Source organism: Sunxiuqinia elliptica (assembly GCF_900113005.1).
GTDB classification, from domain to species: Bacteria; Bacteroidota; Bacteroidia; order Bacteroidales; family Prolixibacteraceae; genus Sunxiuqinia; species Sunxiuqinia elliptica.
In genome coordinates, this window is the sequence record NZ_FONW01000006.1 from 181,283 (window position 1) to 207,894 (window position 26,612).

The 26,612-nt window shown below is 41.5% G+C and carries 15 protein-coding genes and 1 pseudogene; 10 read left to right on the top strand and 6 right to left on the bottom strand.

The window, feature by feature from the left end:
* Window positions 1-28: 28 nt before the first annotated feature.
* From BM156_RS12900 to BM156_RS12935, 7 genes are all read left to right on the top strand, one after another.
* Complete coding sequence (locus tag BM156_RS12900) at window positions 29-613, top strand: RNA polymerase sigma-70 factor (protein ID WP_170846953.1); 585 nt, start codon at window positions 29-31, stop codon at window positions 611-613.
* A gap of 88 nt (window positions 614-701) precedes the next feature.
* Complete coding sequence (locus BM156_RS12905) at window positions 702-1,694, top strand: FecR family protein (RefSeq protein WP_093920303.1); 993 nt, start codon at window positions 702-704, stop codon at window positions 1,692-1,694.
* Between the two features lie 140 nt (window positions 1,695-1,834).
* Window positions 1,835-5,191, top strand: a complete 3,357-nt coding sequence (locus BM156_RS12910) for a TonB-dependent receptor (RefSeq protein ID WP_212733509.1) — start codon at window positions 1,835-1,837, stop codon at window positions 5,189-5,191.
* Between the two features lie 24 nt (window positions 5,192-5,215).
* A complete protein-coding gene (locus BM156_RS12915) occupies window positions 5,216-6,793 on the top strand; it encodes a RagB/SusD family nutrient uptake outer membrane protein (RefSeq protein ID WP_093920304.1) in 1,578 nt (525 codons plus the stop codon).
* 95 nt (window positions 6,794-6,888) lie between these two features.
* Window positions 6,889-9,132, top strand: a complete 2,244-nt coding sequence (locus tag BM156_RS12920) for a GH92 family glycosyl hydrolase (RefSeq protein ID WP_093920305.1) — start codon at window positions 6,889-6,891, stop codon at window positions 9,130-9,132.
* Window positions 9,133-9,309: 177 nt separating this feature from the next.
* A complete protein-coding gene (locus tag BM156_RS12930) occupies window positions 9,310-11,598 on the top strand; it encodes a GH92 family glycosyl hydrolase (protein WP_093920307.1) in 2,289 nt (762 codons plus the stop codon).
* Between the two features lie 36 nt (window positions 11,599-11,634).
* The gene (locus BM156_RS12935) at window positions 11,635-11,955 is read left to right on the top strand and encodes a hypothetical protein (RefSeq protein ID WP_093920308.1); all 321 of its coding nucleotides are present in this window, start codon (window positions 11,635-11,637) and stop codon (window positions 11,953-11,955) included.
* 623 nt (window positions 11,956-12,578) lie between these two features.
* On the opposite strand, the gene BM156_RS12940 is transcribed toward BM156_RS12935, so the two are convergent.
* A complete protein-coding gene (locus BM156_RS12940; RefSeq protein WP_170846954.1) occupies window positions 12,579-14,135 on the bottom strand; it encodes an MAC/perforin domain-containing protein in 1,557 nt (518 codons plus the stop codon).
* A 316-nt stretch (window positions 14,136-14,451) separates the two neighbouring features.
* Between BM156_RS12940 and BM156_RS12945 the strand changes: the two are divergent.
* Window positions 14,452-15,740 (top strand): annotated as a pseudogene (locus BM156_RS12945) (IS3 family transposase).
* A gap of 44 nt (window positions 15,741-15,784) precedes the next feature.
* Here the strand turns inward: BM156_RS12945 and BM156_RS12950 are convergent.
* The 5 genes from BM156_RS12950 to BM156_RS12970 are packed head-to-tail and all read right to left on the bottom strand — an operon-like array spanning window position 15,785 to window position 24,330.
* Window positions 15,785-16,507, bottom strand: a complete 723-nt coding sequence (locus BM156_RS12950) for a hypothetical protein (RefSeq protein ID WP_093920310.1) — start codon at window positions 16,505-16,507, stop codon at window positions 15,785-15,787.
* A 57-nt stretch (window positions 16,508-16,564) separates the two neighbouring features.
* Window positions 16,565-17,065, bottom strand: a complete 501-nt coding sequence (locus BM156_RS12955) for a putative periplasmic lipoprotein (protein WP_093920311.1) — start codon at window positions 17,063-17,065, stop codon at window positions 16,565-16,567.
* Window positions 17,066-17,071: 6 nt separating this feature from the next.
* Window positions 17,072-18,442: a RagB/SusD family nutrient uptake outer membrane protein gene (locus tag BM156_RS12960; RefSeq protein WP_093920312.1), complete on the bottom strand. Its 1,371-nt coding sequence runs from the start codon at window positions 18,440-18,442 to the stop codon at window positions 17,072-17,074.
* A gap of 9 nt (window positions 18,443-18,451) precedes the next feature.
* Window positions 18,452-21,463, bottom strand: a complete 3,012-nt coding sequence (locus tag BM156_RS12965; protein ID WP_093920313.1) for a SusC/RagA family TonB-linked outer membrane protein — start codon at window positions 21,461-21,463, stop codon at window positions 18,452-18,454.
* A gap of 56 nt (window positions 21,464-21,519) precedes the next feature.
* Complete coding sequence (locus tag BM156_RS12970) at window positions 21,520-24,330, bottom strand: M16 family metallopeptidase (protein ID WP_093920314.1); 2,811 nt, start codon at window positions 24,328-24,330, stop codon at window positions 21,520-21,522.
* A 559-nt stretch (window positions 24,331-24,889) separates the two neighbouring features.
* Between BM156_RS12970 and BM156_RS12975 the strand changes: the two genes are divergently transcribed.
* A complete protein-coding gene (locus tag BM156_RS12975; protein ID WP_093920315.1) occupies window positions 24,890-25,621 on the top strand; it encodes a GntR family transcriptional regulator in 732 nt (243 codons plus the stop codon).
* A gap of 43 nt (window positions 25,622-25,664) precedes the next feature.
* A complete protein-coding gene (locus BM156_RS12980) occupies window positions 25,665-26,603 on the top strand; it encodes an ROK family protein (protein ID WP_093920316.1) in 939 nt (312 codons plus the stop codon).
* Window positions 26,604-26,612 lie beyond the last annotated feature (9 nt).

The following is a 26,612-nucleotide window of genomic DNA, read 5'->3' on the forward strand; positions in this document are numbered from 1 at the left end:
TGCCTCAAGCCAATTAAAACTAAACTCTGTGAGTGTTTCTCCAAACATCAGCGATCAGGATTTGACCAGACTGCTAAGGACGGGATCGAAAGATGCTTTCCGGGTGCTTTTTGATCGTTACGGAGGACGGCTACAATATTTTGCACTGAGCTACCTGAAATCGGAGCACGACTCCGAAGAATTGGTACAGGATGTTTTTCTCAAACTCTGGGAAAAAAGAGAAATTCTGGATTGCTCGGGTAATCTCCGCTCCTATATTTTTAAAGTTGCTGTAAACAGTATCTACGATTTTATAAGACGAAAAAACGTAGAGCAAGCCTTTGTTGAGTTTGCGGCAGGAAATCAGGCTGAAGTAGATAGCACCTGGGATGATGTGGTGTATAATGATATGGTGTTGCAGATTGGGCGCTTGATGGATAAGATGCCGGAACAGCGCAGGCGAATCTTTAAAATGAGTAGGGAGAAAGGGATGAGCAACGAGCAAATTGCTGCGGAATTAAGTTTGTCAAAACGAACCGTTGAAAATCAGCTGTATCGGGCAACTAATTTCCTGAAAGAAAACCTTCGTCATAGTCCGATGACAGCCATCTTATTTTATTACCTCTTCTGCTAAACGAAAAAGAAAAGTATTTTTTTTTTGAATCGGGCGTGAGTATATTCTTGGTGCTACTCGTAATACTTACAAATTAAGAAATGCGAGAATGGGGGACCAGTTAAAAACTAAGTTGGAGAAGTTGAGAGATGACGCCTTACCAGAGAAGGAGCGTCGGGAGGGATTGAGCTTGTTTCACGATCATGCTGCGGAGTACGATGTGAAACAGGAGCTGTATCGTCAACTAATTGAAACGGAGCATGATTCAGCCGAAAGAAAATCTTCGGTAAGTTTCGAGCAGGTATGGAAAAAAATGCAGGCCTCGAAAGCTGGTGCGCCCAAGCAGCGCAAGTTGTATCATGTTTGGTATGCCGCTGCAGCCGTTTTGATTATGGGCTTGTTAATCGCCAATTTGCTTCAGGAGCGCGAAGAGCCAGTTGTTCCACTTGAATATTACACGGCTATTGCGCCCAAAGGATCGGTATCACAAACCATCCTTCCTGATGGAACTGTAATTTATCTGAATGCAGGATCAGAATTGAAATATGCAGCCAATAGGTATCAGCAGGAACGTGAAGTGTTTTTAACTGGTGAAGCTTGGTTTGATGTTGAAAAGGTCGAAGAAATGCCTTTTACGGTGCATACTTCATTTTATGATGTTCAGGTAAAAGGAACCGAGTTTAATGTGAAAGCTTATCCGGACGATGATGATGTGGTGACCACACTTGAAGAAGGAAGCATTCAAATTAATTCAACTCCAAACCTGAAACTTACTCAGGATATTAATCTGGAACCCGGAGAACAGTTGGTCTTCCATAAATCAGATAAAACGGTTAGTGTTAAAAAAGTGCGGACTAACCTGTTTTCATCCTGGAAAGACAATAAGCTCATCTTCATCAATATGAAATTGGATCAGTTGGTGACTTTACTTGAGCGTAAATATGGAGTGAATATTTCAGTCCAGGATCAGGAAATTTTGAAATACCACTACGATGGAACCATCAAAAATGAAACAATCATTGAGGTATTAAATATTATCAAACAAACGCTTCCTATTAATTATCTTATTCAGGATCAGGAAGTCGTGATAACTCGAAAATAAATAGGAGGAAATCTATGTAAAATGAACTTGAACTAACCTAAAACCAAAAGCCGGCAGATGCTGTCACATCCAACCGGCAAGTAAGTTAATAACCTGGTGCTGTCACACCAATTAATTATTAATCAACAACATTCAAATTTATGAAAAAAATTGAATTTACCTTCCCCGATGGACGAAGGGAGAAACAAAATCTGTTTTTAAAAATGAAGCTGACCTTACTAATCTTACTGGTTTGCCTAATGCAGGTTTCGGCCTCCGTTTACTCGCAAACAACAAAGCTATCCTTTGACCTTCAAGGGAAAAAGATTTCAGATGTTCTGATGCAAATTGAGGAAACTACTGACTTTCGCTTTTTTTATCAACGAGAGCAAGTGAATGTCGATCTCACCGTTAACCTTAAAGCGGATAATAAGCGTGTCGATGAAATTCTTACCGATATTTTTAAAGATCAGGGGGTGACCTACCGAATTATGGATGACAACCTGATTTTGTTAACCACAGGCGAACTGATGACTGAGCAACAGCAAACGGTTCGGGGCAAAATTTCGAACGAACGTGGCGAGTCGATTCCCGGGGCTACCGTGGTTGTTAAAGGAACCTCAATTGGAAGTATCACTGACGTTGATGGTAACTATGAGTTGAATGGAGTTCCTGCTGATGGAATCTTGATCTTCTCATTTGTAGGAATGCGCACCCAGGAAATTGAAGTGAGTGGACGAACAAAAATTGATGTAGTTCTGGCTGAAGACGTGATTGGTTTGGAAGAAGTTGTTGCCGTTGGTTATGGTGTTCAGCGGAAGTCCGATGTAACGGGTTCGGTTGGTGTAGTCAATGCTGACGACATTTTGGAGCGCCCGGCTTTCAACGCCCTTCAAGGGATGAAAGGTAAAGTTGCCGGGGTAAACATTTTCTCCAACTCCGGATCTCCAACAGGAAGCACTCGTGTCATGATTCGCGGTATGAACTCCATTGAAACCACATCAGATCCATTGTATGTTGTTGATGGTGTGGTGATGGAAGATTTCGACATGGTAAACCCAAATGATATCGAACGAATTGAAGTATTGAAAGACGCTTCTTCTGCCGCAATTTATGGTGCTCGAGGTGCGAATGGTGTTATTTTGGTAACCACCAAGCGTGGATCTAAAAATGGGGACGTTGTTGTCGGTTATGATGGTTACGTTAGCGTTGGGCGCATTCGTAAAAAAATGGATTTGCTGAATGCTGAAGAGTGGTTGGAAGTCATTAAAAGAGGGTATGAAAATGCTCCAAAATACAAAGATTATGCTCCAGGAGAAGAGCCTACCATCGATTTTACTGATCCTCGTTTGTTTGATGCGAATGGAAAACCACTTTACGACACTGATTGGCAAGAGGAAGCTACACGTACAGCGATCTCTCATAACCACCAGTTGAGTGTTCAGCAAGGAAATGAGAAATCTTCGGTTGGTGCATTCTTAAACTATACCGACAACCAAGGAATTATGCTGAACTCGTGGATGAAGCGTGTGAATGCTAAAATTGCCTACGATGCAAGTCCTAAAAAATGGCTGGACTTTGGGATTAACATGTTGGTCAATAAAACTTGGGAGAACGAAGCTGAAGAAGGTGGTGGTCACCAAATGCCTCGCCGTTCAATGATCGAGATGATTCCAATTATGCCTGTTAAGTTCCCTGACGGAAGCTGGAGTAATAGTTCAAGTACCAGCAACTTTGCTTTGGAAGGAATGGCCAACCCGGTACACGTTCTTGAAACTCAGGAGCGTTTGAGAAACCGGACTCAATTCTTTGGAAACACTTACCTGAACTTCCATTTGACCAATGATTTGCAGTTGAAAACACAATTTGGTATTGATAACCACATTCAGCAAAACAGGGAATATAGTCCGAAGGATTTATTAAATATTTCGTACCCGAATGCTTGGGCTAATATCAATGACTACGAAAAGATTTATTGGCAGGAAGAAACTTACTTGTCTTACAACAAGTCTATTGGCGATCACCGGATCAACTCTGTTTTGGGTATGAGTTGGCAAGAACGCATTTACCGTAGCAATACATCTGGTACCTCCGGATTTTCGGACGACTTCTTTAAGTATAACAACATGGGAGCAGCCAGCGACCCTGATGCTCCGGGCTCAAGTTATGAGAGATGGTCGATGAATTCCTACTTTTTCCGCTTTGGTTATTCTTATAAAGACAAGTACCTGGCAACATTAACAGCTCGTGCCGATGGTTCATCTCGTTTCGGAAAGAACAATAAGTACGGTTATTTCCCTTCAGCTGGTTTAGGTTGGGTGGTGTCTAACGAAGATTTCCTTAGCTCATCGTCATTAATTGACTATTTAAAATTGCGTGCCAGTTATGGTGTTACAGGTAGTACTGAGTTGGGGATTTATCGTTCGCTGGCGACCATCTCTGGTGGTACCGTATTGTTGAATGGAGCTCGTGAGAACTACAATGTGGTTACTCGTTTGCCAAACCCTGACTTGGAATGGGAAAAAACTTCTCAGTTTGATGTTGGTTTTAACCTGACCATGTTAGATCAGCGTGTGTCTATGGAGCTGGATTACTACTATAAGCTAACAACAGACTTGTTGTTGGGACGCCCTGTTCCTCATTCCACCGGATTTACTTCAGTAACTGACAATATTGGTTCAGTATCCAACCGGGGAATTGACTTCCTGTTGACAACTCAAAACGTTGAGACCAACGACTTCCGATGGGAATCAACCTTGAACTTGAACTACAACAAGAACCGAATTGAAGAGCTGGGTGAGAATGATGAAGACATTTTCCCTGGACCTTGGTGGGTTTCTGGTAGCCAAACAATTTTACGGGTTGGTGAATCACTTGGTTCGTTCTGGGGATACCGTCGCTTAGGTACCTGGGGAACCGATGAGGTGGAGGAAGCTGCTGCTGTTGGAGCTGTTCCTGGCGTTGCCAAACGTACAGAAGAAAGAGAAATTCTTGGGAAAGGATTGCCTGATTTGACAGGTAGTTTTATTAACCGATTCAATTATAAAAACTTCGATTTGTTGGTTGATCTTCAATTTACGCTTGGCGTTGAAATTATGCAACAGTTTTTCCACTCTACCGAAGACCGTACAGGTTATGCTAACGGCCTAGCTACTATTTTGTATGATGGCTGGACTGAAAGCAATCAAAATACTATGGTGCAGCAAATTCGCAATGCGCCACTTAATGGTCAAAACTCAGAAGTTGACGACCATTGGGTTGTTGATGGTTCTTACCTGAGAGGTAATTTAATTTCGCTAGGTTATACTTTCGACAATAGCTTGCTGAGCCGTGTTGGCTTTAAGTCATGTCGGGTATACTCCAGTGTCGACAACTTGTTTGTGTTACACTCCGACGATTTTAAAGGCTATGATCCTGAAGCAACTTCATGGACTGACAACCAGTGGGGACAGAACATTTTCTTCTTCCAGTACCCTAAGCCAACAACAGTAACTTTTGGTGTCAACGTTAAGTTTTAATCCTGTAATTAAAAGAAGAGAACAATGAAAAAATTACTAATATTAATGATGGCTCTTGGTTTCCTTGCTTCGTGCGATGACTTTTTAGAAGAAGAGCCAAGAAGCGAAATGAGTGTCGACCAGTTTTTCAGTTATCCGTCTCATGCCTACAATGCTGTGAATGTGCTGTACCGAACTGGTGCCCCTACGTTTTATAGTACTGGAGTATATGGTGGAAGCCGGGCTATGCTTGGTGGCTACATCTCCGGATTATTCGATAATGATTATAAAGGACAGGAAGTACATGTACAACACAGTCAAAATTTGACGTTGAATGGAGATAATTTGGCCGGTTATTTTGATGGAGCGTGGGATGCCTGTTACCTGGCTATTTCTCGGGCTAATCTGGCAGTAGCCAACATTGCTGAGACTCCAGATCTGACTGACTCTGAAATCAAACAATTGGAAGCAGAAGCTCGCTTTTTCAGAGCATTCAATTACTACTATTTAGTGAAAACCTTTGGTGATGTTCCGCTGATTTTGGATGCTTACAACTCTTTGGATAACTTGTATGTTGAGAGAACTCCTGTGGCGCAGGTTTACAATCAGATTATTGACGATTTAAAATATGCAGTCGATCAAGGAGGATTGGATAATTTACCAATGCCAGCGAATGACTTTCGCGTATCAAAAGCAACAGCAGCAACTTTGCTGGCTGATGTTTATTTGAATATTAGTGGCTATCCGGTTCAGAATAACAGTTATGCTGAAGCAGCAACTGCTGCTCGTCAAGTAATTAACAGTGGAAACTTCTCGTTGATTGCTCACGGAGCAACTGAAAGTGAAAGTGCTTATAATGTGATGCGTTTGTCTGATGTTGAAGATGAATACATTTACTCCATTGAGTATGATGCTAGTATTTCGGAGAACTACTGGCAACCAGCAATTTGCTATCCAAACAGTGCTACAGCATGGGGAATTTTCAAATATTCAATTACGAACAATGCTTATAAGCCAATGCCTGAATTGCTTTGGATTTACGATGATGAAAAAGACTTACGTATTCAGGAGAAGCAATTCTTCCATTCAAGCTTGACTTACATGGATGGAGACGAAGAAGTAACCAAAACATTTGAGATATCGCCTTATTTGTGGCATAATGACGAAGCCTTATTCGAAACAGGTAAAAACAACAAAGATATGGTTGTTTACCGTTATGCCGAGGTGTTGCTGATTGCTGCTGAGGCAATTGCTCAGTCTGAAGGAGTTACTTCTGAAGCTATCGGCTATTTGGCTGATGTTCGTGCGCGTGCATACTGGCAAACAGATCGTAGCGACATTGTCGCTGAACTGACTGGCTTGTCGGTTGATGAGTTTGTAAAAGAGGTGTGGAAAGAACGCCTGCGTGAATTGTCTCTGGAATATCGTATTTGGGCTGATATACAGCGTACGCATATGTTCCCGGTAACCAATGAAGCGAATAAAGGAGAGGTGACTTTCGATAATGTCGTGGGACACACAACCGTATGGGGAAAGAGCTTGGCTGAAAAACACCTGCTTTTCCCAATCTCAGAAAACGAAAGACAGCGTAATCCGAACTTAACTCAGAATTCAGGTTATTAATCTTTTAATTGCATGTACAGAAAGCACCGCCCGGTTGGGCGGTGCTTATTTTTAGCTATTTTTGCCTGAATAATATAAATAAACTTGGAAGAACCATGAAGATTTTGAAGCAGAGCGGAAGCTTTTTACTGTGGGTTTTGGCCCTTACGAGTTTGATTTCATGTTCGAATTCGGAACAAGCTGCTCCAACTGAGGAGCTGATTAATTACGTCGATCCTTACATCGGATCCGGAGGTCACGGGCATGTTTTTGTAGGAGCAAGTGTGCCATTTGGTGCAGTGCAGTTGGGCCCAAACAATGAAACGCAAGGTTGGGATTGGTGTTCAGGATATCATTATTCTGACTCGCTGATCATTGGATTTGCTCATACCCAGTTGAGTGGAACCGGAATTGGTGACCTGGGCGATTTGTTATTTATGCCTGTTGACGGAGCTTTTACTTCTGAAAATGATCCGAAGAATCCTTTTGATTGGAAGTCGGGCTATACGCACGATGACGAAGTGGTAGAGCCTGGTTATTATCACATAAAAATTAACCGGTTTAATGTTGATGTTGAGTTGACGACTACTGAACGGGTTGGTTTTCATAAGTACTTGTTTCAAAATGAAGGAAACTCAAAGGTTATCGTTGATCTGAAATATGGAACTGGATGGGATCAGTTAACTCAAGGTCTTGTTGAACAAGTAGGCGAAAAGAGCATTCAGGGATTTCGGATGTCTAAAGGATGGGCGAACGATCAACGCGTGTTTTTTTACACCGAATTTTCGAAGCCAATCAAACAATTTGAAGTTATTCGTTCTTCAGAAGAAACCGGAACAGCAACTGCGGTTATCGAATTTGAAGGAAATGGCGAACTGCTGGTTAAAACAGCAATTTCTCCGGTTGGAATTGAGGGAGCTAAAAATAACCTGACAACCGAGTTGAACAATTGGAATTTTGCTGCTGCCAAAAAGAATGCACAGCAAGCCTGGAATACTGAGCTGGGTAAAGTTCGTATTGAAACCAGCAACGCTACTCAAAAGAAGATTTTCTACACCGCACTTTACCATAGCATGATTGCGCCATCGTTGTTTAATGATGCCAATGGCGATTATCGTGGAACCGATCGGGAAGTGCACAAAAATCCTGGTTTTGAAACCTACACCACTTTCTCCTTGTGGGATACCTACCGGGCAGCTCACCCTTTATTTACCATCGTTCAGCCTGAACGTGTCAACGACTTTGTAAACTCGATGTTAGCTATTTATCAGCAGCAAGGAAAACTACCTGTTTGGCACCTGATGGGCTGCGAAACCAACACAATGGTTGGCTATCATGGCGTGCCAGTTGTGGTTGATGCTTACTTAAAAGGCTTTGATGGCTTTGATGCCGAGTTGGCTTTCGAGGCTGTTAAAGCTTCGGCATTGCGCGATGAACGTGGCTTGGATTTTATCAAAGAGCGTGGGTATATTCCTGCCGATAGTCAGGTGGAGTCGGTTGCAAAAGCATTGGAGTATGCTATTGACGACTGGTGTATAGCAGCTATGGCTAAAGCTATGGGAAAAACAGAAGATTTCGAGTTGTTCTCAAAACGAGCAAAATACTACCAAAACTACTTCGACAAAAATACGCAACACATGCGTGGAAAAATGGACGATGGTAGCTGGAGAAGCCCATTTAATCCGATTGCTTCACTGCACCGGAATGATGACTATTGCGAAGGTAATGCCTGGCAATACACTTGGTTGGTGCCTCAGGATGTAGAAGGATTGGTTGATTTGTTTGGCGGTGAAGAGCAATTTATCCTCAAATTGGATAGCCTTTTCTCCATTGATCCAATTCGTTTGGAAGGTTCTTCAAATGACATCACCGGCTTGATTGGGCAATACGCTCATGGAAATGAGCCAAGTCACCACATTACCTACATGTACGCATACGTTGGTCAGCAGTGGAAAACCGCTGAAAAAGTTCGTCAAATTTACGATGAAATGTACACCGACCAGCCTGACGGATTGAGTGGAAATGAGGACTGCGGACAGATGTCTGCTTGGTACATCATGTCTACCATGGGCTTTTACCCGGTAAACCCAGCTAATGGCGATTATGTTTTTGGAAGTCCGCTGTTTGATAAGGTCGAAATTAAGCTTCCAGCAGGCAAGTCATTCACCGTGATTGCTGAAAATAATAGCGATAAAAACATCTATATCCAGTCGGTTGAGTTGAATGGTGAAACTTATGACCGTTCTTACATTTCGCATGAGGCGATTATGGCCGGTGGAACTTTGAAGTTTGTAATGGGGCCAGAACCTAATAAAGCGTTTGGAGCAGCCAATGCCGCTCGTCCGCATTCTGGCTACTAATGGTTTTTGTAAAGCCCAGGCAGCTGAGCCTGCTGGCAATATAACAACCCCGTTTTTTTACCGTTCATAAAATTGAATTGAAGAAGACCGGAAAAACAGGCAACTTGAACGTTAACACTTTTGGGAAGAATGTTTTCCCGGTCTTTTTTGTCTGATGATTTAAAAAAAAGGAAATTCATGAAAAGATTGAATAAGCTTGCAGTTATCTTTTTATTGTGTCATCTGTTTTTAGGATGGCAAGCTAAAGCAAAAGACTTTAGCCCGGTTGATTACGTCAATACGTTGATGGGAACCGATTCTGAATTTGTACTATCCAACGGAAATACCTACCCGGCCATTGCCTTGCCTTGGGGAATGAACTTTTGGACGCCCCAAACCAACAAGATGGGTGACGGATGGGTTTATGCTTACGACCATTATAAAATTCGTGGGTTTAAGCAAACACACCAGCCCAGTCCATGGATTAATGATTACGGTCAATTCTCCATCTTCCCATTAACCGGAAACTTGGTGGTTGATGAGCACGAGCGTGGAAGTTGGTTTTCTCACAAGGCCGAAATCGCCCAGCCTCATTATTATAAGGTGTACCTGGCCGATTATGATGTGGTAACGGAAATCACCCCAACTGAGCGTGCGGCTATGTTTCGTTTCACCTTCCCCGAAACCGAAGATGCTTATGTGCTGGTTGATGCTTTTGACCAAGGTTCGTATGTGAAAATCATTCCTTCGGAAAATAAAATTATAGGCTATACCACTCGCAATAGCGGGGGAGTGCCTGATAACTTCAAGAACTACTTTGTGGTGGTTTTCGATAAGCCATTTGTTACCAGCAATGTTTGGAGCAAGGATAATGTGGTGGAAGGAAAAAGTGAGTTGGAAGATGAACATGCCGGAGCAGTTGTAAAGTTCAAAACCAAGAAAGGTGAAAAAGTACACGCTCGCGTAGCTTCTTCCTTTATTAGTTTTGAGCAGGCTGAACGCAACTTAAACGAGCTAGGAAAAGATTCTTTTGATGAGGTAAAAGCAAAAGGCGAATCAATTTGGAATAAGGAGCTTTCGCGGATTAAAGTTGAGGGCGGCACAGATGACCAGATTAAGACATTCTACTCGGCCTTGTACCGTGTTTTGTTGTTCCCTCGCAAGTTTTACGAGTACGACGCTAATGGAGACATCGTTCACTATAGCCCATACAATGGCGAAGTGTTGCCAGGATATATGTTCACCGACAATGGTTTTTGGGATACCTTCCGTGCTGTATTTCCATTTTTCAACCTGATGTATCCTGAATTGAATGAGAAAATTCAGGAAGGATTGGCCAACACCTATAAGGAAAGTGGCTTTTTGCCGGAGTGGGCAAGCCCGGGGCACCGCGATTGTATGATTGGATCAAACTCAGCAACCATTGTTGCTGACGCGTATTTGAAAGGTTTGCGTGGATACGATATTGATGCACTTTGGGATGCCGTGGTGAAAAATACCACACATGAAGGTCCCGTGAATTCGGTTGGTCGTTATGGTGTAGATTATTATAACGAACTGGGCTATGTGCCATACGACGTTGGTATCAATGAAAATGTTGCTCGTACTTTGGAGTATGCTTTTGCTGATTTCTGTGTTTACAAGCTTGGAAAAGCATTAGGCAAACCCGAAAGTGAAATTGCCATTTTTGCTGAGCGTTCTCAGAACTACAAGAACGTTTTCGATAAAGAATCGAAACTGATGCGCGGACGCAATGAAGACGGTTCGTTCCAGTCGCCATTCAGCCCATTCAAATGGGGAGATGCATTTACTGAAGGAAACAGCTGGCACTACACCTGGTCGGTTTTCCACGATGTGGAGGGATTGATTGACCTGATGGGTGGTAAGAAGGAATTTGTATCGATGTTGGATTCTGTTTTTGTAGTTCCTCCAATTTTCGATGATTCATACTACGGACAAGTAATCCATGAGATTCGCGAAATGCAGATTATGAACATGGGAAATTATGCGCATGGCAATCAGCCTATTCAGCACATGATTTACCTGTACAATTATGCCGGCGAGCCTTGGAAAACGCAGTATTGGATTCGCGAGGTGATGGATCGTTTGTACACGCCAAATCCCGACGGTTACTGCGGAGATGAGGATAACGGCCAAACTTCGGCTTGGTATGTATTTAGTGCGATGGGCTTCTATCCGGTAGCTCCGGCTACTCCTGAGTATGTGATTGGAACGCCATTGTTCAAGAAAATTACTGTGAGCCTGGAAAATGGTAAAACCATTGAAATCAATGCGCCTGAAAACAATCAGGATAACCGCTATATTCAATCGATTAAATTGAATGGTAAAAAGTACAGCAAAAACTACTTCAACTATGATGAGTTGATGAAGGGAGCGACCATAAACTTTGAGATGGGAGCAGAACCAAATAAAAAACGAGGAACGAAAAAGTCAGACTTCCCTTATTCATTTTCAAACGAAAAATAAGAACGACACGAAGTTCCGTATAAATAAAAATTAATCATGAAGAAGCTAAGTATTTTATTGCTGATGAGTCTCTTCTTTGCAGTCACCTCTTGCAAAGAAGATGATGATTTCTCCAATGCGGAGATAGTTGCCCAAGAAGTTCATAAGGTGATGGATGACAATAATATTCATCGTGTAATTGGAATTCATACCGGTCAATCCTATGTCCTGCCGGCTTCTCATAATGATGTTGGGCGTGATTTTGAATTTTACTCCCATTTTGTGAGAATTGATGAGGTAGCTTTTAACCTTGATAAACTCTTAACTTATGAGGTGAGAGAAGGTGATGGAGTTTATTACTTACTCTTATCCTTTTGATGCTATGCTGCAGTTTTGATCGCAAAATAGCGTTACAAGCATAATCTATCACGAAGAAGTGAAAGGTCATTTAACCCGGTTTCGGTTATTGATCTTTCACTTTTTTTGTTTCAGGGCCAATCGTTCGTAAAACTATTTTAATCAATAAACGAAGCGTCTGAAAGTCCAGGGGCTGATGTATTTCGAATTGACTAGGCTTTGCAGTAGTAACTTTATAGGAAAAACAAAATAGAAGTGAATGCTTGGCTGAAGGCATGGTTGCAAGAGACGGAAATACAATATTAGTAGATTAAAAGGAGAGACTATTAATATGAGTTTTAAGGGAAGTGGATTGGCCTATTTTTTATCAAGGCCGGAATCAAACTGAAAGCTTAGTGCAAACGAGAAGTTCCGACGAAGGAGGAAATCACTCGTTGGACTTGGCTTTTAGAAAGATATAGGGTGAAGATAAAAATCAGCCTTGAATTTTCTGTTTACTCTTTGTTTTAAGACAAAGAGTAAAATCTGTCTGATAAGACTTTGTGGATTTAATGATTAGTAATAAAAAATTGAGTGGTGTTAACGAGAGAAAATACTCTTTTTTTTAAAAAAAAGGCCATTCCTCGTAGGAATGACCTCTTTTATTACAAGGCAATAAGAGTGTAATTATATAAATCTCTTCGTTCGACTGTTATGGTATTCATTTTGTTTATTATATCTGTAATACCATAAGTTCCAGAAAGCCATTTGTAGTGTAGGGTGAATCCAACGCTGGATGCAGTATCCAGTAGATATACAACTCCTTCTGGATCTGTATACTTTTTGAAGTTATTCCAATTAAACCGTACAAAATTTGTCTCGGTAGACATACTGTTTGTGAAAAAAGTATGTCTAGATAACTCATCAGTAGAGGTAGGACTAACCGTTAGTATATCAAAATACTTATTGTTTGATATGTTATTTTCAAGTGATTCAGAAGGTGGGATAACATCAAGTATCATAAGGTCATTAAAACGAGTTCGTAATAGCACAAGGGTTTGTGGATTAGATTGATCTTTAGATTTGACAGCGATTATATAAGGTTCTGATAACTGTGAGTGTAAAATTTCATTAGCACATCGTGCCTTTAATTGTTTTTTTATATTTTTTTCTAATATGAAGTCCCATAAGGGGATAAGCCCATCATCAGCGATATCAATAACTGCATGAGAGATTTTGTCATCCAAAGAGTTCATCCAAGGAGAAAGATCGACATTTGCTTGTTTGACATCTATTGGGGGAGATAATTGTGAATATACTTTTTTCCCTCCTACAGTAGAAATAGACATTTGAAAATCTTTTATGTTTTGTAGTTCATAGTTATTATTAGTGTATCCAAAACCTAATCCAACATCTGCTTTTCCATCGATTTTTCCAAGTTTGAAGGAGGCATTTATATTGGCATCCATATCGAATTCATTTGATATGGTACTCTCATTTTTTGTATGGCGTGCACTATATAAAGCTGTTGCTCTTCCTCCTGTGATGAATCTTCGTAGAACAAAGGCTCCATAATTATTGAAGATTTCGACTGGGGTGGTATTGTATAAATCGTCTTTGAAGTCAGGTGATAAATAATTCTCCATTATCTTTTTACTTATATTAGAGCTTGTTTGCAGTTGATAAAGATCTGATCTAAATTCAATATCAATTTGACCATGTACTCGATCACTCTCTGCAATTTTGTTTTTAGTGTAAGTATCTTCAAATTTATTTTTTGCTCCAATATTTAGAATCCCTAAGTTAATGGAACCTCCTCCGCTTAATTTTCCTTTAATTGTAGAGTTATCCACATAGCGTTCAAAATTGGCAAACGAGAAGGCATTGACATTGGTTGTGTTTATCCCTAGATGAGTTTTATAGGTAGGGTGTGCATCAAGTAGTTTTTTCATATCGATTACTGGATACCCAACATTTTCTGCATACCCAAATGGTATGGTGTTCGCTTTGTATGAGCGTCCTAAATAATCATCAAATGAAAGAACAGACGAATTTTTTAACTTTGGACTGCTTTTTTGTGAAAGGATAAGAGGATATTTGGAATTCCTTTCTTTAATAATAATTAACTCATCATTATTTTCGGCTATTGGGTTTATTGAATCTTCTTCGCATCCAAAGAAAGCAATACAAAACAATAAGATAAAAAGTGTAATTTTTTTCATAATATTTCTATGGTAATTTAGTTTTGTCAAATGTATAATTTTTTGTTTAATAAATACCATAGTTAACTATAAATAGTTTTAATATATTAATTTGTTTTATTATAGTTATTTGAAATTTTAGTGTTATGAATTATATGTTAGATTTTGGAAAATTACTATGATCGATACTGCTATTGTTTTTATATGCCTGTGAGGTATTATATCAATCTTTAAATTAAGATAAATATAAAAATAAAAAGCACACTTGATTTCAAGTGTGCTTTTTATTTTTATTTTATGTCTCGTCCTGAAATAGCGTTACACAAAAAGTAACGTTATGGAAAAAATAAATCATTCACAGTACGTTAAGCGCACACAGAGGGATTATTCGATGTCCTTTAAATTGCAAGTTGTCCGGGAAATTGAGAGCGGAGAACTTAGTATGACAGCCGCTACGCGAAAATATGGGATACAAGCGCGCAGTAGTGTTCGCAATTGGCTGCGAAAATATGGTACCTTTGATTGGGAGAATCAAACACCATCGTATATGCCCAAGAGCCAGGAACAAAAAATACTTGAACTTGAAGCCAGGGTAAAATTGCTGGAAAAGCAAAAGGCCTTTTTAGAGCATCAGGTCGACCGGGCTGACCGCAAGGCGGTTCTGTTTGACATGATGATTGATCTGGCAGAGAAAGAGTTCAATATTCCTATCAGAAAAAAATGCTCACCCGAACAGTCGACCTTAGCCGGCAAGAAGGAAAAGAAACGATAGTTTCTGCCTGTGACTTGTTCGGGGTTAGCAGACAGGTTTATTATCGCAGTATTCAATCCGTAAAGCGAAAGCAGACAACAGCCGTGCAGGTTGTTGCCATGGTACATGAAATACGGAGAGAGATGCCACGCCTTGGCACACGCAAGCTTTACTATTTATTACGGGATCGGCTGAATGAAATTGGAATAGGCAGAGATCGGTTGTTTTCTATTTTGAAAGCTAACCACCTGCTGATAAAACCAGTAAGAAGTTATCGGAAAACAACAGATTCTCACCACCGTTTTCATAAACACAAAAATTTGGTTTCCGGGATTGTTCCGTCCAAGCCGGAACAGGTTTGGGTAGCCGACATTACTTATATTGGAAACCGCAGGAATCAACAATACCTGGCCCTGGTAACCGATGCCTATTCTAAAAAAATAGTTGGGTATGATGTATCCGGATCTCTTAGCGCTGAAGGAGCAATACGTGCGTTAAAGAAAGGTCTAAAAAGCCGGACTTATAAAGCAAACACGCTGATACATCACTCAGATCGGGGACTGCAGTATTGTTGTGATGACTACCAGAGAGTTCTTACAAAACAGGAAGTAAGATGTAGTATGACCGAATCTTACGATCCTTACTCGAATGCAGTTGCTGAGCGTGTTAATGGAATATTGAAACAGGAATTTATGCTTGAAGACTATCCGAGGAAGCTACCGGTAATGCAAGAATTAGTAAAAAACAGCATTGAAATTTATAATGCTAAACGACCTCACTGGTCTTGCCAAATGCTTACTCCAGAGCAAATGCACAAACAAGATACCGTTAAAATAAAAAGCTATAAAAACACCCCGTTTCAAAGCCAGATTTGAAACGGGGTGTGAATCTATTAACTTAGTCCAATAATCTGTAACGCTTATTTAGGACTAGTCATTACCTCTTCCAAGATCAATTTAGAAACACCGTAGTCCGTGCTTGTTGTTTCTACGGTTAGCGTACCGTCGGCGTTGATATAGATTTTATCGCTATTTCCTTCGATTAATTTCTTTTGAGCCAATACGGTATCGTCATAGCTAAGCTCAGAGAAATCTCTCATGCTGATGCTGAAAATGCAAAGACCGGTTTCTTCACTGGTAATGTCATCAGTAGCTAAGTCATCAGCAGCTAATGGAGCTGCAATAACCCGACGAAACTGGGCTAAATAGCTTTTTAGTTCATTATCGCTCAGTTCAGTGTATAGCTCGAATCCCCATGGCTCATTCAAGTAAGCTAACACTTTTGTCTCCAGTTCTTCTTCAGGTACGTTCATTGCAATGCTGGGCTTCAATACCTCTCCGTCAGCTGAAAAAGTTAAAACCATATTAAAGTTTTTTGCATGCTTCGCATCCATAATCCGCGTTTTGGCAACGGCACCATCCTCTGTTTCTGAAGCTGCTAAAAGATCATCCGAAGGTTGAAACTCTTTATAAGCCCACTGAGCAGTGGTAATCGTCTCGAAGTTGGTTGTGATCTTAGCAACTAGTTCTTGCTTTTCTTTTGCTTCAATTTCTTCCGGAGTTAAATCATCATCTTTTGAACAAGACGTAAAACTCGCAACAGCACCTAATAAAAGGGCAAAAATTACATTTCTCTTTTTCATCGCACTAATTTTGAAATTTGGGATTTCTCCCGTTGGTTTATACTTGTTGTTAATAGATTACTTCTGAAACGAATAGGTTTTGAACCGCTTTTGGCGAGGTTCGTTTTCCTTTTTAGTACCGTACAAGCCGGCAATGATTTGCTCGTCATCAACTTCTTTGATGCGTATGGCTAATTTGTATTGGCTGACTTCGTCTTCTGGTATGTTCAAGGCATTTACCGTAAAGCTCCCATAGTTTTGTCCGGCCTCAATCATAACTGTTTGCTGGAATGCAAAATGCTCGTCGATCGTTCCTTGGGTGGCTTCATTCACAATTTCCAGGGTAACAAGAATGGTTTGGTCAAGGGTATGGCTTAAGATTAAACTGTCTTTAAATTCGCCGGCTTGCAGGCTGTGGTTGGTACTTTCATTAACGCCCAAACGGATTGCTGCTTGCTCAGAACTTAAACTAACAAACGGATTTCCGGTGTAGTATTTATCCTCTGAAACGTGTTCGTACGGATTTTCGCACGAAGCGAATAGCATTACCAATAGGAATAGTGCAATTGTATTCTTCATGCTGCTCTAATTGATGTATGGATTGGAGTTGGTTTCTTCTTTGGGAATATCCCAGATGTACAGTGGAGAGTTTGGAGTAAGAACTTTCCCATCTTTCCGTTGCACCACAATATTTAATTCGCTGGATAAGCGCTTTAAATCATAAAAGCGAAGTCCTTCGGCGAATAACTCTTTCCGGCGTTCGTTTAAAATATCCAATTTGGTGGGAGCCTGAGTTAGCAGCTCGGCACCCCGTGCTTCTTTTAGCAGGTTTAATACGCGCATGGCTTCGTCGGGAGCTGATTCCAGCACGGCTTCAGCGTAAATCAGGTATTGTTCTGCCAAGCGAAAATGCTTATAGTGCAGGTTCCGGTCGGGCTGGCTGTTGCGCTCATTCACCGGGATGATATGCTTATAAGGCATTTGGTTGGGCCCGATGTAGGATGCTTCTTTGCGCACATCATCTGCCGAAAAACTGGTCATCAGTTCGTCGCTCAAGCTTACATTATTGGTCACATACATTTCGTGGTAGTCTACCAAATCTGCATCATCGGTATCACTCAAATCATGGGTCATAAAGATGATTTCTTTGTTAGCCGTTCCAAACTGGTCTTCCCAAAGCATCCAGTAAGTTTCTTTGGAAAGCAGTGGCGTATGGATGAAATGGGCCGATGCATCCTTGGCCTTGTCCAAATCGCCGGCAAAAAGGGCTACACGGGCTTGTAGTGCGCGCACGGCATCCAAGCCAAATTGGTAGGCTTTGCGAGTTGATGAAGGTGCGTAATCTGTGTCAACAAACAGCTGCTCCGCTTTTTCCAAATCCGAATAAATTTGTTGGAACACCTCAGTTAAGCTCGCTCTGGGCAGGTATTCCAAATCTAGTTTTAGCTTTAGAGGAATGGCAGCTTCAGCGCCGTTCTCGCCAGTGTAGTGAGGCGCATACAATTGAACCAGGTTGAACAAAGACCAAGCGCGTAAGCCCAAAGCTTGCGCATAAATTTGGTCAATCTCTTTTTGCTCCGTTTCATCATTGGCCGGAACAATACTGTAATTCCCAATAAGCACATTCTCCTGAGCAATCAATTGATACTGATAACTCCAAATAAAGGGCTGTGGTTGTGTTTGGTAGTCCCAGTTGTAAATGTAATAATTGGTTGGAGCATAGCCTGGGAGTACGCTTGAAAAATCATCGCTGGCAAAATCCGTCGATTGCATATTCATGACGGATGAGGTCATCTTGCGAAACACATTATTCAAGGCCATTTGGTATGAATCCACGTCAGAAAACGCAGCTTCCTCAGGAACAACATGGTCTGGAGTGATATCCAGCAAGTCGCAGCTGGATAAAAAGACAAGGGCACAAAGTGCTATTTTGAGTGATTGAATATATTTTTTCATCTTGAATTTTTAAAAGGTGACATCGACTCCCAGCGTAAAGGATCGTGGTAGTGGTTGCCCAATTCCTGTAATTTCAGGGTCAATACCTTCGTAGCCAGTAATGGTCAGCAGGTTGTTTGCCTGTGCCGTTATTTTGAAAGCAGTGATTCCTTTAATTTTAAGCTGCTCACTAAGGTTGTATCGAATAATAATATTCTTCCAGCGCAGGTACGAAGCATTTTCAACAAACAGGGAGTTTACACTCGTGTCGGAAAAGAATTTGGGGTAGGGAAGTGGCTTCACATCGCCGGGTTTCAGCCAAATATCATTGTAAAAACCTTCATAAGGAACTTCGCCATTTTTCACGTTACGAATCATTCGAGCCTTCAGGTTGTTGTAATTTACACCTCCCCAGGCGTAGGTAAACAAGGTTGATACTTCTAAATCGTGATAGTTAAAAATATTGGTAAAACCACCGGTTACAGGATGTGTGTAGGTGCCGAAACCAGTCATTTGTGGGGCAACTCCTCCTGTTACCAGATTCATGTTTTCGTCGTAATAAAGAGGCATGCCGTTTTCAGGATTCACGCCTGCCCAATATTTCACATAGGCTGAGTTAATCGGCTCACCGACTTTGAAATAGCCTTCACTGCCTACTTTAATCTCATCTTGCAGGTATAAGTCGGTGATTTCATTGTCGTTGTAAGCAAAGTTGATGTTTGTTGTCCAACGGAAATGATCGGTACGAATTGTTACAGCACTCAGCTGCAATTCAATCCCCTGGTTACGGAGCTTTCCAATGTTGCGCAATAGATCAGAATAACCATTGCTGGCAGGAATATCCACCGCGGCCAGCAGGTCATCGGTGTTTTTCACATAGGCTTCGATGGTTCCGTAAATGCTATGATCGAAAAGCCCGAAGTCCAGCGCTAAACTCCACTGTCTGGCACGTTCAAACTTCAAGTCGGGGTTCCAAAATTCAACCAAGTTGATGACGCGATCACCTAAATAGGTATCATTATTGGTGAAATCATAGAACGGCAATCCCAAGGTTTGGCGGATGCCGCCGGAGTTGTAGTTTACACCGTAGGAGGCGCGTAATTTAAACTGATCAAATACATCGAATTGTTCAAACCACGACTCTTTTTGGATGTTCCACGAAGCACCCAATCCCCAGGCTGGAACAAAACGTTTGTCCTCAGGAAGAATGGATGATCCATCGTAGCGGAACGATCCGGTAACATTGTATTTGGAGGCAAAATTATAGTTCCCGCGCAGGTAGAATCCCAGAAGAGCATCGTAAAATTTTGCTGTTGAAATGGTGGCATTGGGATTGGCCCCAATCTCCGGATCAACCTTATCGGATATGCCAATGCTATTAAATCCAAACCCCCAGTTTTTTGTGTGAATGTATTCCGTTCCACCACTTACCGAGATCGAATGATCGTTAAAACGTTTTCTGAAATCAAGCGAGAGGTTTAAGCGCGAAGCCAGGGATTTTGATTCGTTCTTGTTAAAAGCTCCTTTGCCTTTGGTGATCCCTGCATCCTGTACCAATTTGTTCGCTAGTGTGACGCTGTTGTTTTCGCTATCGTTGTAGGTTATTCCAAATGAAGCGTTGGCATTGAAAGCTTCCGAAACAATCCAGTTCAATCGCGAATTAAGATCAACGCGCCAGGAGGTATAATCAGAATAACGGCCATTCAATTCGTCAAAAGGATTTTCGAAGTACTGTCCGCCAATGGTGATTGGATTTCGTGCGATGAAGTCGTCCGAGTTCGCTGTTTCGTAGGGTTGCAGCGTGTAAATCAAGCTGGCAGGAGATGAGTGCGATTTTGAACGTTTACTTCGTCCTACCGAGGAATCAAAACCAACGGAAACATCATCGTTGAAGTTATGATCCAGGTTAAAGCGGGTTGTAAATCGCTCAGCCCATGAATTATCAAAGCCACCTTGTTCATCGTAATAGCTGGTTGATAAATAATAGCGCGTATCGTCTGCTCCTCCGGAAATGCTCAATTGCAGGTCTTTTACCTGGGCAATGCGCGACAATTCCTTTAGCCAGTTGGTGCTGGTTGATTCAAGTTGACGGTAACGCTTGTTTTTGATGAAAGCTTCTTCTTCGGAGTCGCTTGGGGTAGGCGTATAAATAAAGCCTAAGCCAGAAACAATCTCCAATTCTCTTTCCAATGCCAGTTTCTCGCTTGATTGCATTAAGCTAATTCCACCGAGTCCAGAAATAGGTTTGACGGTATGTTGGTAGCGAACGTTGTATTGAGTTTCTCCAACAATCCCGCGTTTTGTCTTGATTTCGATGACTCCATTGGCTCCCCGGGTTCCGTACTCAACCGTCGATAATCCGTCTTTAAGTACGCGAATGTCAACAATATCATCCGGGTTAATGGTGTTAAAGACATCTGAAGAAATTGGAGAGCCGTTTAAAATATAAAGAGGCTCGTTGGCTCTGTTGGCCGAGACCAGCTCTGCATCATCTTTTGCACGAATTCCCAGGGAGTTGTTCCCGCGAATCCGAATGGATGCTTTTTCGCCGGGTTCTCCGCTCGACTGGATGGCCAAACCGGCTACCTGTCCTTGCAATAGCTGGTCAAATGAACCCGCAGGTGTTCCGGCGGAGAATACTTTAGTATCGATCTTGCCAACCGAACCGGTAATGGTCCGGATATCTTTCTGGTTCTCTCCAAAGACCACGACCGCTTCCAAATCCTTAGATGAGGGTTGTAGCTGAATGTCAATAATTGTTTTGCTTCCTACAACCAGTTCTTGGCTTTCGTAACCAATGTAGGAGTATTGCAAAATCGTTTCAGGAACCAGGCCTCCAAACTTATAATGTCCTTCGTAATTGGTGATGACTCCTGAAGTGGTATTTTTAATGATGACAGTTGCTCCAATCAGGCTTTCTCCTGTTTGTGCATCTGTAATAATCCCTTCTACCGTTATTTGCTCCTGCGCATTGGTATTAAACGAGCAAAGCAAACTCAGGAATAGTATTAAAAGAACTAAATGCTTTTGTATAAACTTCATTATTAAATCGAATAGGTATATTTTTCTTTTTCGTCAGGAAGGGGTGAACCTCCTTTTTATTTTTCCGGGCTTAGAATAAACTGTAAATGATTTTTCTGATCCAGGTATTTTTTAGCCAGTTTACTCAATCGTTTGGTTGTTACACCTTGTATGTGCTTCTCATAACGTTCAAAGTCCTTTGCTTTTTCACCACGTGTCCATTGGTCTTCCAATACCCGGCGCCAATAGCCATTGGTTTCTAAAGAACCTTCCCGGTTTTTCAGCCAGGCTTTTTGGACTTTTTCGAGGTTTGCAGCTTTCACTTGCTTTTTCATCGATTCAATTTCGCCAAAAGTGGCCTGAATCAAGGTGTCGACATTGGCCGGAGAACAGGTGAAATAGATATCCATTCGGTAGCTGTCGTACGGGCGCTGCAAGATTGTTGAAGCAGCATAAGGGGAGTACACGCCACCGATTTCTTCGCGTAGCTTTTCATTCAGGCGAATGGTAAGAATATCGCTTAACAAGGCCATCTCAATTCTCGACTTTTGAGAACTTGGATACTTCCCGGTGAAGCGCATCAGTACTTTGGTCTTTTCATCCGTGTTGCGAGGGAACTCATAGCGATGTTCTCCCTTTGGTGGGCGAATTCCATGATCAGCATAAGTTGTTCTTATTTCTTTTGATGGAAGACTCCCCAGGTATTGCGCTAAAAGAGGCTTGATCGAATCGACTTCAAAACTCCCGACAATGAAAAAGCGTGTTCCATAAGCTGACCCAAAACGCGATTGGTAAAAGTCGAATGCTTTGTCCAGACTAATTTGGTCAAGCTGCTCCGGTGTTAACAGCGTGGCCGTTCTTGGGCTATTTTGCATCATGATTTTATTGACTTCATCCGCAAAATAGGAGTCCGGGCTATTCAAAGTATTTCGGTTGTATTCTTTCTTATTCTCGATGAACTGTTCGAACTTCGCTTCATCTTTTCGCGGGGCAGTGTAGGTTAAATAACTTAGCTGAAGTAAGGTTTCGAAATCAGCTTTCGATGAAAAACCACTTACTCCTTCCGTGTAGCGATGGATGTATGGCGCAATATACACTTGCTTGCCGGAAAGAATCCGTTCCACTTCCAGTGCATTGAATTTTGATAAACCACCTCCATTAACCAGAATGGCAGCCATTGAGGCGTTGTCGAAGTTGTCTATTGAAGCCAATGAGTAGCCTCCTTCGCGTAAGGAAGAGAAGCGAATTTCATCATTTTTGAAAGTCGTTGGTTTCAAGGCAACGCTTACACCATTGTCAAATTCAATGGTTGTAATGCCCATTTCTTCGGAGTATGTTTCTTTTAGAATCTGTCCAGCCTGAGGTTTTTCCGCCATCAAAGGCTCATCAATCGCCAGATCGTCATAGGGAGCCAGTTTCTCTTTGGCTACATCTTTCAAGGCAGTCAAAAGTTCCTCTTCTGTCGGCGTATCGGTATCAGCAGGTGCAGTCACAAAAATCACCCGGTTTTCTTCGGATTGATCGATATATTCATCAACCAAAGCCTGAATGTCGTCCAAGGTGATTTGGTCCAGGGTTTTCTGAACAAACTCTTTTTTGAACGAAATGCTGGCATTCTCTTCTCCATAAAGAATGTGGTTGGAAATCGCATCCATGATCTGTCCCGAGGATTGTTTGTTCTCTTCATGAGCCATTCGCTCCATGTCGTTATAGAGGATTTCCTTTTTTCGCTCCAATTCCGCTTGCGTAAAACCGAATTTTTTGATGCGCAACAGTTCTCGCATTAAACCTTGGGTACCTTCAATAATTTTGTCGGCTTTAACCGTTGCCAAAGACATGTAGCGATCGGTATGCCCAGGTCCGCTTGTTGCGTATGAGTGCGCGTACATATAGGGAGCATCTTTTTGCTGGGCAATATCGGTAAGTCGCTGGTTAACCATGTAAGTGTAAATGATATTGGTTACACTGCGTTTGAGATCTGCCAATGTCTTTTCATCTTGATGAGGAAACTTGCGAATAATCTTTACCGATGTATTTGTAATTTCCTGATCTTTGATGATTTTAATTAGTGTGTTATCATGAGCTGGCAAGGTGTAATGCTTACGCTCGGGGGCATTTTCGGGATTTTTAATCGTTCCAAATGTAGCTTCAATACGTTGTTCAATATCTTCTTGATCGAAATTCCCGACAACCACCAGGCTTGTTAAATTGGGGCGATACCATGCACGATGAAATTTTCTTAGTTCTTCGTCATTTCCTTCCTTAGTAACCACTTCCATCAATCCAATAGGACGGCGATGAAGATAGCGGGCATTGTGGTACAACATGGGGTACATTTCATCTTTTAAGCGGTTGTCTAGTCCAATTGTTGTTCGCCATTCCTCTAGAATGATACCGCGCTCCTTGTCAATCGCTTCGGTGCTAAGCGTCAGGCCCGAAAGAATATCACCAAAAAAGTGGAAGGCCTTATTTAGCGTTTGTTCATTGGAATTTGGAAGCGGAAGCATGTAAACCGTTTCGTCATAGCCGGTATAGGCATTAATGTCGGCTCCAAACTCAACTCCAATCGACTGTAAATAGTCGATCAGTGTATTGTTGGGGAAATGCTTACTCCCGTTAAATACCATATGTTCCAAAAAGTGGGCAAAACCGCGTTGTTCTTCAGTTTCTAATATCGATCCGGCTTTGATAATCATCCGAAACTGTACCTGTTTTTCTGGAATCGCATTGTGCTGCAGATAATACGTGAACCCATTGGGTAACGTTTTCTTTACAACCTTAGGATTCAATGGAATCACAGACTGGTCTGTTAACTGAGCAAATCCCTTAGTCGTAAAAAATAGGGTAAAAGAAGCCACCAGAAGGTATGTAATGAAACGATACTTCATATTTACTATTCTTTAAATTAACGGTCGTTAGGGGCTGATAGAAAAGTCAATGTATTATGGAAGTATTCTCCCTCTTTCTCCTTCAAAGTAAAACTGAAATTTCCACCAAAAGTGGCGACAAAGATATCAAAAACGAAGTGAATCGCAAGCAAAATCTGGAATAGGAAAAACAAAGCATCGAACTCATTTATATTGAAGTTATGATCATATAAGTGTTGTCATAATGATTGATTCTGTTCTTGTTTATTCGTTTGCTCATTTATTGCATGGGAGTAGTAGTTATTTGTTTAAACAAAAGGGCGTTTGGTTGTATTTATACACTTAAAACGATCTCTCGAGAGGTAGATAGTATGCATGTTTAATATTATGATTTAGATTGTGTCGTTATTTTTTGATCGGATATTATCCTTTGTTAAATAATGTTTTAAGCATTTTTTTCACTTAAACTTTTTCTATGATTTTAAAAAGTCTACATTTGTATGTTCAAACATATGAACATATAATTTCTGAGAGAGTGAAATTTCATGAGTTACCCTAAGAAATAAACAATTATAAAAGAATGAAATTTAAAATAGACCATTCCAGTGCGGTGCCTTTGCATGCTCAGGTCGAGACATTATTACGAGAATTAATTGAGTTGCCGAAATATAAGAATGGGGGCTTGCTCCCCAAGGAAGTTGACTTGGCCAAGCAACTAGGAATTTCGAGAAATACCTTGCGACAGGCTACCAATAAATTGGAGTACGAGGGCTTGCTGGTTCGTAAGAAAGGAGTCGGTACTCGAGTCGCTGAAAAAACGGTGACAACGCAGCTTGATCATTGGCATAGCTTTACCAACGAAATGAGTGCGCAAGGCTTGAGCTTTAAGAATTATCGCTTAGTTGTTGAATGGGTGGAGGCTGATCGAAAAATTGCTACTTTTTTTAATATTCCGGAAGCTACATCTGTTTTGAAATTGAGTCGTTTGCGAGGGGATGAAGAAGCTCCTTTTGTCTATTTCGAAAGTTACTTTCATCCGCGTATTGGATTAACCGGGAATGAAGATTTTTCGAAGCCTTTGTATGATTTGCTTGAGAATGATTTTCACGTTGTGGCGTCTTTGTCGCGCGAAAAGCTAAAAGCGCGTTTGGCAACCACCATTACAGCCAAGCGATTGCAGATTGGAGCCGGTGATCCGGTTTTGGTTCGCGAACGGTTTGTTTATGATCCAGGCGATCGTCCATTGGAATACAATATTGGTTTTTACAAAGCCGACAAATTCACCTATAAAATTGATATTCGGAGGCCGTAATTAGGACTTGAAATTGATTGATTCACACCAAAAATATTAGGATATGAAACAACAAATAGCTATCGGAATTGACGTAGGAGGAAGCCACGTTAGTTGTGCTGCCTTCAATTTGAATGAAAAGAAATACCTGCCGGAAACCTTTGCGGAGAGTGATCTGGATAATCATGGTCCTGCAGATGAGATTATTGCTGTGTGGAGCAAAACGATTGCTTGTTCCATCGAAGCAGTTGGTTTGGAAAATCTGTCTGGAATTGGATTTGCTATGCCTGGTCCTTTCAATTATGAAAAAGGGATTCCGCTATTTACCGGAGAAAACAATAAGTACGAAAACATTTATGGGATTGATGTTCCAGCCGCATTGCGAAAGTCGCTGAATCTTCCGGTCGACTTTCCAATCCGCTTCATCAATGATGCAACAGCATTTGCCATTGGTGAAGATTGGGCCGGGAAAGCTCAAGGCAGCAAGCGGTCGTTGTCGATTACACTGGGAACCGGCTTTGGATCGGCTTTTCTGAAAGACAATCTTCCGGTTACTTCAGGCGATGATGTTCCCGAGCAAGGCTGTATTTGGCACCTTCCATTTAAAGAGGGAATTGCTGATGATTACTTCTCAACCCGAGGACTGGTTGGCCGCTATCAGCAAAAAACAGGGAAATTGGTCAAAGGTGTTAAAGAGATTGCCATGAGCGCACCAACAGAAGAAGTTGCTCGTGAGCTTTTTAATGATTTTGGATCGCAACTGGTGAATTTGTTGCAGCCCTGGTTGGAGCGTTTTCAGGTGGAAGTTTTGGTTATTGGAGGAAATATAGCCAATGCTTATGATTGGTTTCAGCCAGCCTTAACAGCAGCCTTAAAAGATAAGAACAGTAACGTGCGTGTCGAGATATCAAGCCTGAAGGAAACGGCTGCCATTATCGGTAGCGCCGTCTTGGCCGACCATTCTTTTTACGCGCGGGTAGAACCTTTATTGGCTGAAATGTAATCCGAATCT